Genomic DNA, 14,729 nt, shown 5'->3' with positions numbered 1-14,729 from the left:
ACTTTTAAAGCAAATCTATTCAACCCCTCATTTTTTCTATGAATTTTAAATATCAGACTGTTGCTCCAAGGAAGGATGTCACATATTATTTCAAGTTTCAAATGCCATCTCACTTTTTATTTTTGGATACCAACGCTGAGAGTGATCTGAAGCAGGTTTCCACTTCTTTTTCCTTTTTATCAACCTATCCTAACAAAACCTAAAAAGCCTCTAAATCCTCCTCTTTGCTTTAGGACTGTTAGCATGAATAATTTCTATATTAAGCTCTTTTAATGCCATCTGAATCTGTGTCTCTCTGTGTTCTAATCTAACATCATAATGAAACCCCTCCATGTCGGACGGTCTTAAAGTGGGACGCTTTGTCTGTATAAAGGGCAAAAAAGAGACCTTTTTAGGGAGTAGAATATAAATTGTGTCTTTTAATAAAATATTTTAGAGGCATAATAAAAATTTTTAATATTTTTTAAATTAATGATAACATAAAACCTAAAAGACTAAACTAACCAGGAGGTCTGTAAAATGGAAAACTTAGACTTAGATTTAGAAAAAGTTTTAAGTGAAATCTCAAAAATTGAATCAAAAGAGGGTATCAAAATGGCTGCTGCACTCCTCTTAAACGCTCTCATGAAAAAAGAAAGAGAAATATTCCTTAGAGATAGTATTGATAATAAAGCTAATGGTTACTATGAAAGACAACTTGCCTGTTTCTTAGGTAACCTTGGTATCTCTGTCCCAAGAGATAGAAAATCTGAATTCAGACCTGCTATTCTTCCTCCTGAATGGCAAAAAGCTGATGAATCCTTCCAGGACTTTATCCTTAACCTCGTTCTCCAAAGCTACTCCCCCAATAAAATCAAAGCCCTCTTGCAATCTATGAAACTCCCCTACTCCCCAGAACAAATAGAAGAAATTAAAGAAGAATTGTATAACCAAGCCAAAGAATTAAAAACCAAAGAATTGCCAGAAAATTTGTTTGCTATGTTTATAGACGCTTATCATACTCAGATAAAAGATACCGAAGCCAACAGAATCAGAAAAGCAGTTATTTATAATATCATCGGGATAGATATGGAGGGAAGAAAAAATTTACTTTCTTATTACATTTATTTTGGTTCAGAGACGAAGGAGGACTGGCTCCAGATACTTAATGATTTGATAAAGAGGGGAGTTAAGAGGGTTATGGTAATAGTGAGTGATGATTTTCCTGGCCTTACTCAAGCCATAAAAGCCCTCTTTCCTGAGACAGATCATCAGCTTTGTTTTGTACACATGCAAAGGAACATCAACAGGAACATGTCTAAGCAGGATGCTAAAAAATTTTATGAGGAGTTAAGCATTATAAAGAGGATAGAGGAGTATGAGAGGGCCTTAAATAGATTTGAGGAATTATGTAAGAGTTATGAGAAGAAGTATCCAGCTTATATAAAGGGACTTTTGAAAAAGAAGGAGCATTATTTTGTTTATAAGAAATATCCTGAGGGGGTGAGGAGGTATATATACACGACGAATGTGGTTGAGAATATAAATAGCAGGATAGAGCTGATAAGGGTAAATACAGGGGGATATTTTCAATCAATCAAGACAGCAGAGGTTGCGATATACATAACAGTAAGTCGGATTCAGAAAACGAGATGGCAAAAACCACTTCCTTTAATTAAGTCTGCTTTATACGAATTGAGGCAAATGTTTGTAAAGAGATTTTATAAGGAGACACAATTCTCTTGACAAGTGTCCCTTTTTACTCTTTATAACCTTCATATTAGACTTAGTGGTGTCTCTGGGATGAAACTCTGCATAGATTTTACCATTCCCATCATCTATCATAGCTATTAAACACCAGGGTTGTTCGATATTTTCTATCCATCGAAGGATAGAAAAATCCACCTGAACAAGCAATCCTGCTTTAGATATTCTTTCTTTGTAGATAGTGTTTTTTGTTTTTGGGAGATGTGAAGGCCTTCTTTGATGAGTAGTTGTCTGATGGTTTCATGGCTTAGGTGGATTTCTGACAAGGAAGTCTTAAAAATGAAAGATGTTAAGTTCAGAGCAGATAGTAGTTCTTAGATGAATGATTTTTTTGTTTCAGGTCTGGGGAGAGTTTGAGGTTAGGAGGATGGGTAGAGTTTTTTTTCTCAAGAGACCTTTTAAGCCTTGGGTAGAGAAATTTTTCTTTAGACGAATAGCCTGACAGGATGAGATGCCGAGTATTTTGGCAGCATCCTTAAGGGTAGTGTTTTTGTTTACAACTTCTCCTCTTTCTGACTGATTTAAACTCTAGCTAGAATAATATGTGACATTTTAATTTTGAACTTACATTTAAATATCAGACTTGACAAAAAGATAAAAAATTATATATTTTTACAAACCTTTAATACGTTGATTGGAGGGGCTAATGGCAAGACACAAAAAATTAGAAAGACAAAAAGAGATCGAAAGAAGGAGAAGGAGAAGAGAAAAGTTAGCTAAACTTCGTGCTAAGGGACTTTTTCCTCGTCCAGAGGGATATGATACTACAGTATATTCTTACGTAGCTTATGCTGTGGCTAAAGGTATTATGACCTTAGACGAAGCTTTGGCAAGGTTAGAAAAGGCTAAAATATCTTAAATTCTTAATTTAAATCATCTTAAGCCTTTTGAATGTATTCAAACCCCTAATCAACCCTGCGATTAGGGGTTTTTTATTATGAGTCAAGTCCTCAAAACAGTCTCTCTTTCTAAGATTTTTGGTTCTAAAAGGGTGCTTGAAAAGGTATCCTTTGAACTAAAAAGGGGAGATATATTAGGAATAATAGGTCCTAACGGAGCGGGTAAAACTACATTACTTTATCTTTTGTTAGATATAGTCCTTCCTACTTCTGGTCAGGTGTTTTATTTTGGTAAAGATTTTAAAAAACACAAAACAGAAATACTTATTAAGCTTGGCTTTGCTTCACAATATCTTAATCTCCCTTATTCCCTCACCGTAGAAGAAAACTTAAAAGTTTTTGGTCATTTCTATGAAGTCTCTTCTCTGAATAAAAGAATAGATGAATTATTGGAATTGTTTAAACTTTATCATAAAAAAAAGGTGTTAACCCGTTATCTCTCGTCAGGAGAAATGATGCGTTTAAACTTGGTTAGGGCTTTTTTACATCGTCCAGAGATAGTGTTTTTAGATGAACCTACTGCTGGTCTTGATCCTGAGTATGTAAAGTATATCTCTCAGATTTTAAAAGAAGAGGTGATCTCAAGAAAGATTACTATCGTTCTTACTTCTCATCAGTTAGGTGAGTTAGAAAGGATAGCTAACAAAATTCTTCTACTTAAACAAGGGAAGGTGGTTGGCTTTGGTGAGTTAAAGGATTTATTTGAGGCTTTTCAGGTTAAATCTCTGGAGGAGCTATATTTTAAGGTGTTCGATGAAACAAGTTTTTAACGTTCGTAGGGTTTACGGAGTAATTTTAAGACATTTTTTTCTTTTAAAACATAGTCCAAGCCGATGGTTAGACCTTTTGTATTGGCCAACGGTTGATCTTTTACTTTGGGGTTTCATCACCGTCTATCTCCAAAAAGAGGCCTATTCTAACAATTTTTGGGCTTTTCAGTTTATAGGGGCTTTGATTTTTTGGAACATTTTAATACGGGCTCAACAAGGATTAGCTGTAGGTTTTTTAGAGGATGTTTGGTCCAGAAATTTGGTGTATATTTTCGTTTCTCCTATAAGAGTCTATGAATATTTAGCTGGACTTATTGTTTACAGTATTTTTAAGGCAGCTATTGCCTCTTTTCTTATGGTGGTTATAGCGGGATTGGTTTTTCATTTTAAGTTTTGGTTAACAGGTTTACAACTTTTTCTTTTGGTTTATGGTTTGTTACTTTTTGCCTGGAGTATTGGTCTACTTACGATGTCTTTTCTTTTGTTTTTTGGACAAGAGGCAGAGATTCTTGCATGGGCTTTGGCTTTGTTGTTTCTACCTTTTTCTGCGGTGTTTTATCCAGTAGAAATTTTACCAGAACCTTTACAGAGTTTAGCTAAACTGGTTCCTGCTTCTTACCTATTTGAAACCATGAGAGAAATTTTATTTGCAGGAAAGTGGAAGGTAGACTGGGTGGTTAAATCTTATCTTCTTAACTTGGTGTACTTAGGTTTTAGTTTAGGGGTTTTTGGTTATGCCTTTAAACTTGCGAAAAAGGCAGGTAAACTTCCTAAAATAGGAGAGTAGGTACCTTGTTTTTTCTAACAAGTTTGTTATTTTTTTAAATGCTATGAAAAAGGAACAAAAGATTTTTCCCCAAGAAAAAATTAGAAATTTTAGTATTATCGCTCATATCGACCACGGTAAATCTACGCTTGCTGATAGAATTTTAGAGTTTACAGGTGCGGTTTCATCCAGAGAGATGAGAGATCAGTATTTAGACCGTCTGGACCTGGAAAGAGAGAGAGGTATAACCATCAAAGCTCAGGCAGTGCGTCTATACTATCAGGCTGAAGACGGAGAGGTTTATCAGTTTAACCTGATCGATACCCCAGGGCATGTAGACTTTACCTATGAGGTTTCAAGAGCTCTTGCGGCTTGTGAGGGGGCATTGCTTGTGGTAGATGCTTCTCAAGGGGTAGAGGCTCAAACTTTAGCTAACGTCTACTTAGCTTTAGAGAATAATTTAGAAATCATACCGGTTATCAACAAGATAGACCTTCCTCAGGCAGATGTGGAAAAAACTAAAAAAGAAATAGAAGAGGTGATAGGGCTTTCAGCAGAAGAGGCCATCCTGGTTAGTGCTAAACTTGGAATAGGGATTAAAGAAGTCTTGGAGGCAATAGTTAAAAAGATACCCTCTCCTGGTGGTTTTAGAGAAAAACCTCTTAGGGCTTTGGTTTTTGATTCTTGGTATGACCCTTATCTTGGTGTGGTAGTTTTAATCAAAGTAGTCGATGGCAAGATCTATCCAGGGCAAAAAATAAGGTTTTATTCTACAGGTAAGGTGTATGAAGTTACCAAAGTAGGGGTTTTTGCCCCAGAGGCAACGTCAATAGACATGCTGGTAGCCGGAGAGGTTGGGTTTATTGCTGCCTCTATAAAAGAGGTGAGAGAGGCTAAGATCGGTGATACCATTACTGAGGCGCAGGCTCAGGTAGCACCTCTTCCAGGGTTTAAAGAACAAAAACCTGTGGTTTTTGCAGGTATTTTCCCGGTTGATAGTGATGATTTTGAAGACCTAAAAGAAGCCATAGAAAAACTTTGGTTAAACGACCCAGCTTTTTCTTATGAAATGGAGACCTCTGCAGCCTTAGGATTTGGTTTTAGGTGTGGTTTCCAGGGACTCTTACACATGGAAATCGTGCAAGAACGTTTAGAAAGAGAATATAACTTAAACCTTATCTCTACCTCTCCCTCGGTGAAATATAAAGTGAGACTTAAAAACGGCAAAGAATTAGAGGTTGAAAACCCTGCAAAATGGCCTGATCCGGGATTGATAGAGGAGGTGCTTGAGCCGTATATTAGGGCAGAAATTTATACCCCTAAGGAATTTTTAGGACAATTGATAAATCTCTGTGAGGAAAAGAGAGGTATTCAGAAAGAACTTAAGTTTCTCACACCAGAAAGGTGTGTGCTTGTTTACGAAATTTCCTTTAGTGAGGTAGTGCTTGATTTTTATGATAAACTCAAAAGTTATTCTAAAGGTTATGCCTCTTTAGACTATCAGTTTATCGGTTATAAGCCAGGAGATTTGGTCAAGATGGATATCTTGATAAACAAACAACCGGTAGATGCTTTATCTTTAATAGTCCACAGGGATAAAGCTTATTACCGAGGAAGAGAACTGGCTGCTAAGTTAAAGGAGGTTATCCCGAGACAGCTTTTTGAGGTAATAATACAGGCTGCCATTGGGAGTAAAATTATAGCCAGAGAAAGGATTGCACCTCTCAGAAAAGACGTACTTGCCAAGTGCTATGGAGGAGACGTAACCAGAAAGAAAAAACTTTTAGAAAAACAGAAAGAAGGTAAAAAGAGGCTTAAAGCTATAGGTCAGATAGAAATTCCTCAGGAAGCATTTCTTGCTATACTAAAAATTTAAAAAATTTTAAACAGAGGTCTAAATGGATACCAGCAAAAACAAAGTTTTAGACTGGATAAAAAGTTTAGTTATAGCTTTGATCTTAGCCCTCTTTATCAGGACTTTTGTGGTTCAGGCTTATAAAATCCCTTCAGGGTCGATGGTCCCAACCCTTTTAATAGGAGATTACCTTTTGGTAAACAAACTTTCTTTTGGAATAAAACATCCTATTAAAGATGGGTTTTTGTATTTTAGAGAGTTACCCAAAAGACAAGAGGTAGTAGTTTTTACCTATCCTCTTGATAAAAAGTTAGATTTTATAAAGAGAGTTATAGGGCTTCCTGGGGATACAGTGCAGATAGTAAATAAAAAAGTTTATGTTAACGGGCAATTGCTTTATGAACCTTATGTTCAGTTTACCGACCCTGAGGTCTATCCTCGGGAGGTTAGCCCTCGGGACAACTTAGGACCAATAAAAGTTCCGCCAGGGAAAATTTTTGTATTAGGAGATAACAGGGATCAAAGTTATGATAGTCGTTTCTGGGGGTTTGTTCCGATAGAATATCTAAAGGGTAGAGCTTTAATCATATACTTTTCTTGGGATTCGGAGCATTTTAAAATAAGGTTAGACAGATTAGGGCGATTGATAAAATAAGGTTTGTGTACCTTTTTATTTGGCTATCATTGCCCTCATAAGGTCTGCTGTGTTTTCAGCATGATGCGAGATTCCTAAAATCAAATCTACGAGTTTTAAGAAATAGAAAAGATTTAAAGGGTCTTCTATCTGATTGAAAATAGCTTTTTTAACCTTATTTCCGTATTCCTCAGATAGGTATTGGGCATATCTGATTTCTCTAATCAACTCTTTGGCTCGATTTCTACTTTCTTCATTTTTGGTTAAAATAAAATCTGCTGAATATAAAATCATATCTTCTAAAAACTCAAGAGGCTTAATACTTTGGTTAAGTAATTCTTCTATTTGCTTAAAAAGCTCAAAAGATAAGGGAATATGTTTAAAAGAAAGCCAGTTTAATATCTCCTCAGCTACATCAGCAATAGCGTCCTGTTCTTTTAAATATAGAAAAAGCTCAAATCTCTCTACAGGCAATATAATTCCCTTGGGGAGGTGTCCTCTGATGTTCCTTTTAAGCTTATCAGCTTCTTTTTCTATTTCAAAAATATGTTGAGCTGTTTCTTCAAGTCTTTGCTGATTGCGGTGAAAATAAGCCTCTAAGGAAAGAGAAAGTCTTTCAACGCATTCTATAACTAACCGAGCATGTCTTCTTAAAAGTTCAAACACCGGGAGATCTTTTAAAATTTCTTTTTTAAGAGTTATTAGAGAAACACTTTCCTCTTCAAGTTTTACTATTCTCCCTTCAGCAACGAATATTACTCCTTCTGCTATGTTAGTTGCTAAATCAGCTATCCTTTCTATATTTTCTATTACCTTGATGTACTCCACACCTTGGTCTATATTTTGCGGGTTTTTTTTCATGCAGTTTTTAACATCTTCGATCAAATCTTGCTGTAAACGGTCTACTATGGAATCATATTCTATTACAGACCTTGCTCTCTGAGTGTTTTCAGTGACAAAGGCATTGATCGCTGAATGGAGCATCGTTAAGGCTTCATTTGCCATCTCCTCTATAGCCACTTTACATTCAGGAAAAGCTTTGTTTTCTTGTTTGGATAAAGTTTTGGCGCTGTAGGCTATGTTAACCGATTGATCTGCAGTCCTTTCTAAGTTTTTAGCTATGTCTATAGCAGTAATAACAAATCGCAAGTCTTTGGCTACTGGCTGTTGTAAAGCTATGATCTCAAGAGCTGTTTGGCATACCATATGTTCATAATAATCTATCTGGTCATCTGCCTTAATTACCCTTTCTGCTAACGTAGGGTCTAATTTATTTAAAGCTAAAATAGTACCATTTACCATTTCATCTACATTTTTTGCCATATCAGTTATTAGGTTTTTTAAAATTTGTAACTCTTTGCCAAGAGCTATCCTTGTCATGAATCCCCCTTCAGCATAAAATAGTCTTTAATTATTATAATATAACTTTTAAAATCAGTCAAAACAAACTGAGCTTAAATCATACAATCAAATTCCCAAAAAATTTAATGTTTCAACACGGGGTCTTGTCAAGAATAAAAATTAGGACAAAATAATTTAAATGATGGGACCTTTGGTTAAGAAAAAAAAAGAAGTATGGGAGCGTCTTGAACTTCTTGCTCAAGGAGCCAAATTTGATGTTTCCTGTGCCTCAAGTGGGGTTACAAGAAACAACAAAGCTTCATTCGTAGGGAATGCCTCAAGGTTTGGCATCTGTCATACCTTTACCTCAGACGGACGTTGTATAAGTCTACTTAAAGTACTTCTAACCAACCAGTGCCATAACGATTGTGCGTACTGTGTTAACAAAAGGTCTAACGATCACCCAAGGACGTTTTTATTGCCTGAGGAACTTGCTTATATCACCTATCAATTTTATCGCCGAAACTATATCGAAGGTCTATTTTTAAGCTCTGGCATCATAAGAAGTGCAGACTATACTTTAGAAAAAATGATAGACACCGTTAAAATATTGCGCCGTAAATATGGTTTTGATGGGTATATTCACCTTAAGATTTTACCAGGAGCTTCGGAGGCAACGATCGTTGAGGCAATCCGATGGGCAGATAGAGTTAGTGTTAACCTAGAGCTACCTACTCCTCAATCTTTGGTTAAACTTGCTCCTGAAAAAAACATGAAAGAGTTATTGTCAATTATTGAATTAATATCTAAAAAAATTGATGAGTTTAGAGAGAATCCCTCTGGTTATAATGCAAAAGGTGGTCAAAGCACTCAACTTATTGTGGGCGCTTCTCCAGAACCAGACCTTATCATCCTCACCTTAAGTCAACAGCTGTATAAAAAATATAAGTTGAAAAGGGTCTACTATTCTGCCTATATTCCGGTTAATCAAGATGGTCGTCTTCCTGCTGTCTCGCACCCTCCACTTCTTAGAGAGCATAGACTCTATCAGGCTGACTGGTTAATAAGGTTTTATGGTTTTACCGTTGACGAACTTCTCTCGCCTGAAAGACCAAATCTTGAAGAAGGGTTGGACCCAAAATTAGCCTGGGCTTTAAGAAACTTACATTATTTCCCGATAGATATCATGAAGGCCTCTTACCACGAACTCCTTCGAGTCCCAGGTATAGGACCAACCTCTGCCAAAAGGATCCTTAATTACCGTAAACATACCTCCCTTAGTCCAGAAAGTTTAAAAAAACTTGGCGTGGTAATAAAAAGGGCTAAATATTTTATAACAATCAACGGCAAAATGATAGACCAAAAGGCTAAGGTAGATTTTCTTCAGAGTTTTGTCTTTAAACCTCAACCTAAGATGACTCAGCTTGAACTTTTCTTTTGAGGTTTTTAGCTTGAGAAAAGAAAACCACAGTTGGTTACAAGAGCTTGTGTGTAGGTTTGACCAAAACCTAAAAAAACAGTCTAAGTTAAGGCAAGATAGCCTTTTTAAACAGGAGATTTCAAGTTTAGCCAAGCTTTTAGCAAATCTTGATAAAGATGTGCTTAAGGTTTTATACTATTACAGCCTTTCTGAAAAAGATATATTCTTTGAAGATTTAAAACAAATTGTCTCTCTTGTTAGTGCAGGGAAAAAAAGATTAATTTTTTCTGATCCCGCTTTTTTCCATATATATAAAACAGCTAACAGGGTAAGAAGAGAAATTCATCGATATAAAGGCTTTTTGAGGTTTAAAGAGGTGAAAGGTGGTTATCTCTATGCCGTCTTTGAGTCGGAATTTAACGTGATCATACCTTTGGCCAGACATTTTGCCAACCGATTTAGAAACGAAAAAATTATCTTGCACGACCGTAAAAGAGGGCTGGCTGTCTTTTGTCATAAAGGACATATGATCCAAGCAGAGATTATAAAACCTATACCTCAAGAAACAGAGGAGGAGACATTTTTTTCGAACCTCTGGAAAAATTACTTTGAAACCCTTGCTATTAAGGAAAGAGAAAACTTGACAGTCCAGAAAAGAAACGTCCCTTTAAAATACAGAAAGTTTATGGTAGAGTTTGAACCTTAGTTAGGGTTTTAATCACCTTTTTAGTAAAAGGATGTTTATAATTTTTTTAACCTGTTAGCAACCTCTCTGGAGAACTTATGTTGAAAGCTTTAAACCCTAATTTTCTAAGCTTTAAGGTGAGAAGATAACTTAGTCTTCCGGTATAGCAATAAAAAAATAAGGTTTTATTTCTGTAAGGTTTGAAAAGTTTAGACAGTTTTCGATAAGAAGCTTGCACTATCTCAGGATTAATCCATAACGCCCCGTCAAAACCTCCTTTTTCAAAATCCTCTTTTTCTCTGAGGTCAAAAACCATCCAATCATCTTTAGGATGATTTTCGATAAACTCTTTAAACTTCTCTGGGGTTAATTCTAACTTTTTGTCTTCTAACTTTTCTATCAAAGAAACCCTTTTACAGCGACTACATATCTCGTCAGAAGAACTGGTAATTTCTCCACATTTAACACAACTTTTAAATTCAGAAGGAGAAAATTTGTAATCAGGATGAGTTTTTAAAAGAGGTATGAGTTTTTTTAAGAACACAGAAAGAAGCTGATATTTAAACTGTTTATTTTCTTTTTCCCATTCTTCTATGATTTTTTTATTTTTTTTGCTTGGGGTAATTTCTCCATGAGGGCAGGTGCAAGTTTCTACAGGTATCTTATTGAGGGCAGTATAGTAAAAAATCTCTTTTTCTGGGGTATGATAGAAAGGTTTAACCTTGGTTGCTTGCCCAGGGTATAAAGGGGGCAAAACCGGCCCAAGTCTTACGATGCCTTCAAAATCTCCCTGGAAAAACAAGGTTAGCATGGTAGAAACCGTATCGTCAAGGTGATGCCCTGTAGCCATAACATCTATGCTCAAATTTTTAGCTATTTTCGTAAAAAGATATCTTTTTATTACCCCGCATACAGAGCAGATTTTATTTTTAAACATAGTATGTACAAAATGGTCTATACAAAAGCCTTCTTCCTTAGGTAGACTATAGACATATAAAGGAACTTCGATTTCCTGACAGAGCTTTCTAACCGTTTCTTCTGCAAGGTCTGAATAGTATCGTATACCTAAGTTTAGATAAATAGCTTGAAACGTCAAATCAGGAAAAACTTTTTTTAGACTAAAAAGAAGAGCAGAACTGTCTTTTCCACCTGAAACAAAAACACCTACCTTTTTAGCGTTACGAAACATCCTGTATCTTTTTATCGTGTTTTTAAGGCGGTTTTCAAAGATTTGATTAAAACATGTGAGACAAACTTTGATGCCTTGAGAAGGGATTTCTATGAGAGCTTCATTTCCTTTACACCTTTTACATTTAAACGGAAAAGGATTAAGGGTTAACTCGAAGGTCTCTCCACCGCATTTGTAATATTTCATAGTTGTTTAATTTTAACTCAAAAGTTTGTTGTGAAAAGGTTTATTTTATGTTAATATTTGAATAAAATTGAAATAGGTGGAAAGATGAAGCTTAGGTTATGGTTGTTAACGGTATTTTTAGGTTTATGTTTGTGGGGTTGTGCTACCAAACCCGGACCTAATTTAGCCTCAAAAGCCAGCCTTATCAAACCTAATCAGACAAACAAAATGGAAGTTACCCAGTTTTTAGGCCCCCCTGTGCAGATTTTTGTATTTCCTGACGGACGAGAAGAATGGTATTATTACTACAGGGTTAAAAATTTTTGGGAAGACATCCCATTAGCCAATCGTTATAAAGGAGAAGATTATACCGAAATACTTAAAATTGTTATCTACAAAGACCAGGTAGTGGATTGTTATTATTACACCGTAGAAAAACCTAAAAAGAGGTAGCAGATGCAGGGTTTTTACGACAAGGATCTGTATAGGATCGCCCGAGAGAAAATGGTTAAATCTCAGATTGTAGCTCGAGGTATTAAAGATGAAAAGGTAATTCAAGCGATGCTAAAAGTGCCAAGGCATCTTTTTGTTGAAGAAGCCTTAAGAGATCAGGCTTACGGAGACTTTCCTTTACCCATAGGAAAGGGACAAACCATTTCTCAACCTTATATCGTAGCTTTAATGACCGAGGCCTTGGAGTTAAAGGGGAAAGAGAGAGTTTTAGAAGTAGGAACAGGGTCTGGATACCAAACAGCTATTCTTGCAGAGATAGCTTTGTGGGTTTACACTATAGAAAGAGATCCTGACCTTTCTGAAAAGGCTAAAAAAGTGCTCCTAAGCTTGGGATATAAGAACATCTCTCTTAAGATTGGAGACGGAAGTTTAGGATGGCCTGAGGCTGCACCTTTTGATGCTATAATTGTTACTGCAGCTTCTCCCCAGATCCCTCAGCCTTTGGTAGACCAACTTGCTGAAGGGGGGAGGATTGTCATCCCTGTGGGAGATGAATTTTCTCAAATTTTGGTAAAGGGGATTAAAAAAGATGGTATACTTAAAATCCAAACCTTAGAACCAGTAAGATTTGTAAAGTTGGTGGGGGCTTATGGATTTAAAGAATAGAAGGATAGCTGTGGTAGGGGCAGGGATTGCTGATGAGAGCACCTATCAAATAGCCTATACTATGGGAAAACTCTTGGGTGAAAAGGGGGCCATAGTTTATACCGGTGGTCTGGGCGGAGTAATGGAAGCGGCTTGTAAGGGGGCTTTTGAGGCTGGAGCTACCACAGTAGGGATTCTGCCAGGGCATAAAGTCGAAGAAGCCAACCCTTATGTTAAAGTATTGGTGCTTAGTGATATGGGACATGCACGAAACGTAATCTTGATAAGGTCGGTTGAAGCGGTGATAGCCATTTCCGGTGGATACGGTACCCTTTCTGAGATAGCTTTAGCTTTAAAGATGTGGAAACCAGTGATAGGGATTAACACATGGGAAAACATTCCTGGTGTTAATTATGTCTCTTCACCTGAAAAAGCTCTGGCTAAACTTTTAGAGTTCTTTAGTTGAGCTACAAATTTAAAAAGATTTTGCAATTCAGACTTAGAAAGAGGCCTTATTTCTCCAGGTTTTAGGTCTCCAAGCATAAGGGGGCCAAACTGAACACGTAGCAGCCTGTGAACTTTACCTCCTAAATAAGCTACCATTTTTCTAACTTCTCTTTTTATCCCTTCTTTTACACAAACCTCATAAACATAGCTTTTATTTTCATTTTTAACTAACCTAAAAACAAGAGGTTTAACCAACTTCCCTTCAAGATGAATTCCATGTTTTAGTAAATTTTTTATTTTCGGTTCTTCCAATTTAGGACTTACCCAAACCAAGTAACGTCTTTCTACTCCGTATTTAGGGTGAAGTAAAAAGTTTCCTAAATCACCGTCATTGGTGAGTAAAAGTAACCCTTCGCTGTATTTATCAAGTCTACCTACCGGAAATACTCTCTGAGGTAGTTTTTCTAAAAAACACCTGATGGTTTCTCTGTGGTGAGGATCATAAAGCGAGGTTAAAAACCCTTTAGGCTTGTAGAATAGGTAATAGACTTTTTCTGGTAACGAAATTTTTTTGCCTTCTACTATTACTTCGTCTTTTTGTGGGTCAACTTTATAAGATAGGTCTGATACAACTTCTCCATTTACTAAAACCTTACCTTGTTTAATAAGTTCATCTGCCTTTCTTCTGGAAGTAATCCCACAGGCAGCTAAAAATTTATTCAACCTTAACTTATCCACCGTTTATCTCCAGAAAAAAGAGTTTTTGCTTTCTTTTCAGATAGTTCCAGTTTTGACTTACCTTCTTTTTGAACCAAAAAAATACCGAGGATTGTTATAAATCCTCCTAAGATTAACTGCAAGGTTATTTTTTCTGAAAGGAAAAGCCAAGCTAAAAAACTTGCTAATATTGGTTTGATAAAAAATATGGTGGACCCTCGACTGGCATTAGTCAGACTTAGTCCTTTAAAATAGGTATAATAAGCTACTCCAGTTACAAAAATTCCTATATAAAGGATAGAAGGCCAGGCTTGTTTAGGAACCGAAAAGAGCGGCTGATGAAAAGTCAAGAGAATGGGTACCAAAAGCAGGCTTCCTATGAGAAAGGAGATAGAATTCATAACTAAATTATCTATCTTATGGTTTATCTTTTGGGCAAAAGCGGTGTATATCCCATAAGTTAAAGCTGAAAGAAGCAGGTATAGTATCCCATAAGAATAACTATAGTCTATGTTTAAATCTTTATAAAAGGTAAAGATTAAGCCTGAAAAACCTACAACTAAACCTAAAACCTTTTTATAGGTTAGTGGTTCTTTTAGTAAAAAATAAGCAGAAAGGGCTACAAAAATAGGGTTTGAACTAAAGATCACCGCAGCTAAGCTGGCTTTAGTCTGGTTGATGCCAAGTTGTAAAAGACACATGCTAAAGACTATGTTAATCAAACCTAAAAGAAAAAGATAAAAAAGGTCTTTAAGGCTAAGATTAAATCCTGAAACTCTAACCTTAGACAAGGCAAAAGGTAAAAGCAATATACCTCCTATTAAAAACCTTAGAAAAACGACCTGAAAAGGGTTGACTAAACCGGTAAGTGTTCTACTTACTACCTCGTAGGAACTAAAAAAAAGAATGGTTATTCCAAGATAAAAAAAAGCTTTATTCACGACTAACTATTTTAGCACACTATCAAAAAAATCCAACTTTAGCTTAATAACAACAC

16 protein-coding genes are annotated in these 14,729 nt (G+C 36.1%); 11 read left to right on the top strand and 5 right to left on the bottom strand.

Annotated features, from left to right (window positions below):
* Window positions 1–210: 210 nt before the first annotated feature.
* Window positions 211–333: a hypothetical protein gene (locus tag HL41_RS09840; RefSeq protein ID WP_268745243.1), complete on the bottom strand. Its 123-nt coding sequence runs from the start codon at window positions 331–333 to the stop codon at window positions 211–213.
* Between the two features lie 186 nt (window positions 334–519).
* On the opposite strand from HL41_RS09840, the gene HL41_RS02965 reads away from it, so the two are divergent.
* The 6 genes from HL41_RS02965 to lepB all read left to right on the top strand — a co-directional run bounded on the left by HL41_RS02965 (window position 520) and on the right by lepB (window position 6,691).
* Window positions 520–1,725, top strand: coding sequence for an IS256 family transposase (locus HL41_RS02965; RefSeq protein ID WP_038549575.1), 1,206 nt, complete (start codon window positions 520–522; stop codon window positions 1,723–1,725).
* Between the two features lie 667 nt (window positions 1,726–2,392).
* Window positions 2,393–2,605 (top strand): hypothetical protein, encoded by a 213-nt coding sequence (locus HL41_RS02960; RefSeq protein WP_022855803.1) that lies wholly within the window; start codon window positions 2,393–2,395, stop codon window positions 2,603–2,605.
* 78 nt (window positions 2,606–2,683) lie between these two features.
* Window positions 2,684–3,415: an ABC transporter ATP-binding protein gene (locus HL41_RS02955; protein WP_038062035.1), complete on the top strand. Its 732-nt coding sequence runs from the start codon at window positions 2,684–2,686 to the stop codon at window positions 3,413–3,415.
* Window positions 3,399–4,202, top strand: a complete 804-nt coding sequence (locus HL41_RS02950) for an ABC transporter permease (protein WP_038062038.1) — start codon at window positions 3,399–3,401, stop codon at window positions 4,200–4,202. The genes HL41_RS02955 and HL41_RS02950 overlap by 17 nt, the downstream gene beginning before the upstream one ends.
* A 43-nt stretch (window positions 4,203–4,245) precedes the next feature.
* Window positions 4,246–6,057, top strand: coding sequence for a translation elongation factor 4 (gene lepA / locus HL41_RS02945; RefSeq protein ID WP_038062041.1), 1,812 nt, complete (start codon window positions 4,246–4,248; stop codon window positions 6,055–6,057).
* A 22-nt stretch (window positions 6,058–6,079) separates the two neighbouring features.
* Window positions 6,080–6,691, top strand: coding sequence for a signal peptidase I (gene lepB / locus HL41_RS02940; protein WP_038062045.1), 612 nt, complete (start codon window positions 6,080–6,082; stop codon window positions 6,689–6,691).
* 15 nt (window positions 6,692–6,706) lie between these two features.
* Here the strand turns inward: lepB and phoU are convergent, their stop codons facing one another.
* On the bottom strand, window positions 6,707–8,050 hold the full coding sequence (gene phoU, locus HL41_RS02935; RefSeq protein WP_038062048.1) for a phosphate signaling complex protein PhoU: 1,344 nt from the start codon (window positions 8,048–8,050) through the stop codon (window positions 6,707–6,709).
* Between the two features lie 163 nt (window positions 8,051–8,213).
* On the opposite strand from phoU, the gene HL41_RS02930 reads away from it, so the two are divergent.
* Together HL41_RS02930 and HL41_RS08985 are read left to right on the top strand one after the other, a co-directional pair.
* A complete protein-coding gene (locus HL41_RS02930; RefSeq protein ID WP_038062051.1) occupies window positions 8,214–9,452 on the top strand; it encodes a putative DNA modification/repair radical SAM protein in 1,239 nt (412 codons plus the stop codon).
* Window positions 9,436–10,137, top strand: a complete 702-nt coding sequence (locus HL41_RS08985; protein WP_051754461.1) for a TIGR03915 family putative DNA repair protein — start codon at window positions 9,436–9,438, stop codon at window positions 10,135–10,137. Before HL41_RS02930 ends, HL41_RS08985 begins: the two co-directional genes overlap by 17 nt.
* Window positions 10,138–10,183: 46 nt before the next feature.
* On the opposite strand, the gene HL41_RS02920 is transcribed toward HL41_RS08985, so the two are convergent.
* On the bottom strand, window positions 10,184–11,491 hold the full coding sequence (locus HL41_RS02920; protein WP_038062054.1) for an ATP-binding protein: 1,308 nt from the start codon (window positions 11,489–11,491) through the stop codon (window positions 10,184–10,186).
* An 84-nt stretch (window positions 11,492–11,575) separates the two neighbouring features.
* On the opposite strand from HL41_RS02920, the gene HL41_RS02915 reads away from it, so the two are divergent.
* From HL41_RS02915 to HL41_RS02905, 3 genes are read left to right on the top strand one after another with little or no spacing between them, the layout of a single operon-like run.
* The gene (locus tag HL41_RS02915) at window positions 11,576–11,923 is read left to right on the top strand and encodes a hypothetical protein (RefSeq protein ID WP_028841751.1); all 348 of its coding nucleotides are present in this window, start codon (window positions 11,576–11,578) and stop codon (window positions 11,921–11,923) included.
* Window positions 11,924–11,926: 3 nt separating this feature from the next.
* Complete coding sequence (locus HL41_RS02910) at window positions 11,927–12,589, top strand: protein-L-isoaspartate(D-aspartate) O-methyltransferase (RefSeq protein WP_038041941.1); 663 nt, start codon at window positions 11,927–11,929, stop codon at window positions 12,587–12,589.
* A complete protein-coding gene (locus HL41_RS02905) occupies window positions 12,573–13,034 on the top strand; it encodes a TIGR00725 family protein (RefSeq protein WP_028841749.1) in 462 nt (153 codons plus the stop codon). The genes HL41_RS02910 and HL41_RS02905 overlap by 17 nt, the downstream gene beginning before the upstream one ends.
* Here HL41_RS02905 and HL41_RS02900 read toward each other — a convergent pair.
* On the bottom strand, window positions 12,980–13,753 hold the full coding sequence (locus HL41_RS02900; RefSeq protein ID WP_028841748.1) for a pseudouridine synthase: 774 nt from the start codon (window positions 13,751–13,753) through the stop codon (window positions 12,980–12,982). The two genes, HL41_RS02905 and HL41_RS02900, sit on opposite strands and share 55 nt — an antisense overlap.
* Complete coding sequence (locus HL41_RS02895; protein ID WP_028841747.1) at window positions 13,741–14,673, bottom strand: DMT family transporter; 933 nt, start codon at window positions 14,671–14,673, stop codon at window positions 13,741–13,743. The genes HL41_RS02900 and HL41_RS02895 overlap by 13 nt, the downstream gene beginning before the upstream one ends.
* Between the last annotated feature and the right edge of the window lie 56 nt (window positions 14,674–14,729).

It is taken from the genome of Thermodesulfobacterium commune DSM 2178 (assembly GCF_000734015.1).
In the GTDB taxonomy this organism is placed as follows: domain Bacteria; phylum Desulfobacterota; class Thermodesulfobacteria; order Thermodesulfobacteriales; family Thermodesulfobacteriaceae; genus Thermodesulfobacterium; species Thermodesulfobacterium commune.
Note: the sequence above shows the minus strand (reverse complement) of the source record. Positions and strands in the feature narration are given on the sequence as shown.

Excerpts from the sequence above, each read along its gene's own strand:
- HL41_RS09840 (WP_268745243.1), bottom strand. The coding sequence starts at position 333 with ATGGAGGGGTTTCATTATGATGTTAGATTAGAACACAGAGAGACACAG.
- HL41_RS02930 (WP_038062051.1), top strand. The coding sequence starts at position 8,214 with ATGGGACCTTTGGTTAAGAAAAAAAAAGAAGTATGGGAGCGTCTTGAA.
- lepB (WP_038062045.1), top strand. The coding sequence starts at position 6,080 with ATGGATACCAGCAAAAACAAAGTTTTAGACTGGATAAAAAGTTTAGTT.
- HL41_RS02950 (WP_038062038.1), top strand. The coding sequence starts at position 3,399 with ATGAAACAAGTTTTTAACGTTCGTAGGGTTTACGGAGTAATTTTAAGA.
- HL41_RS02955 (WP_038062035.1), top strand. The coding sequence starts at position 2,684 with ATGAGTCAAGTCCTCAAAACAGTCTCTCTTTCTAAGATTTTTGGTTCT.
- phoU (WP_038062048.1), bottom strand. The coding sequence starts at position 8,050 with ATGACAAGGATAGCTCTTGGCAAAGAGTTACAAATTTTAAAAAACCTA.
- HL41_RS02905 (WP_028841749.1), top strand. The coding sequence starts at position 12,573 with ATGGATTTAAAGAATAGAAGGATAGCTGTGGTAGGGGCAGGGATTGCT.
- HL41_RS02965 (WP_038549575.1), top strand. The coding sequence starts at position 520 with ATGGAAAACTTAGACTTAGATTTAGAAAAAGTTTTAAGTGAAATCTCA.
- lepA (WP_038062041.1), top strand. The coding sequence starts at position 4,246 with ATGAAAAAGGAACAAAAGATTTTTCCCCAAGAAAAAATTAGAAATTTT.
- HL41_RS02920 (WP_038062054.1), bottom strand. The coding sequence starts at position 11,491 with ATGAAATATTACAAATGCGGTGGAGAGACCTTCGAGTTAACCCTTAAT.
- HL41_RS02915 (WP_028841751.1), top strand. The coding sequence starts at position 11,576 with ATGAAGCTTAGGTTATGGTTGTTAACGGTATTTTTAGGTTTATGTTTG.
- HL41_RS02910 (WP_038041941.1), top strand. The coding sequence starts at position 11,927 with ATGCAGGGTTTTTACGACAAGGATCTGTATAGGATCGCCCGAGAGAAA.
- HL41_RS02960 (WP_022855803.1), top strand. The coding sequence starts at position 2,393 with ATGGCAAGACACAAAAAATTAGAAAGACAAAAAGAGATCGAAAGAAGG.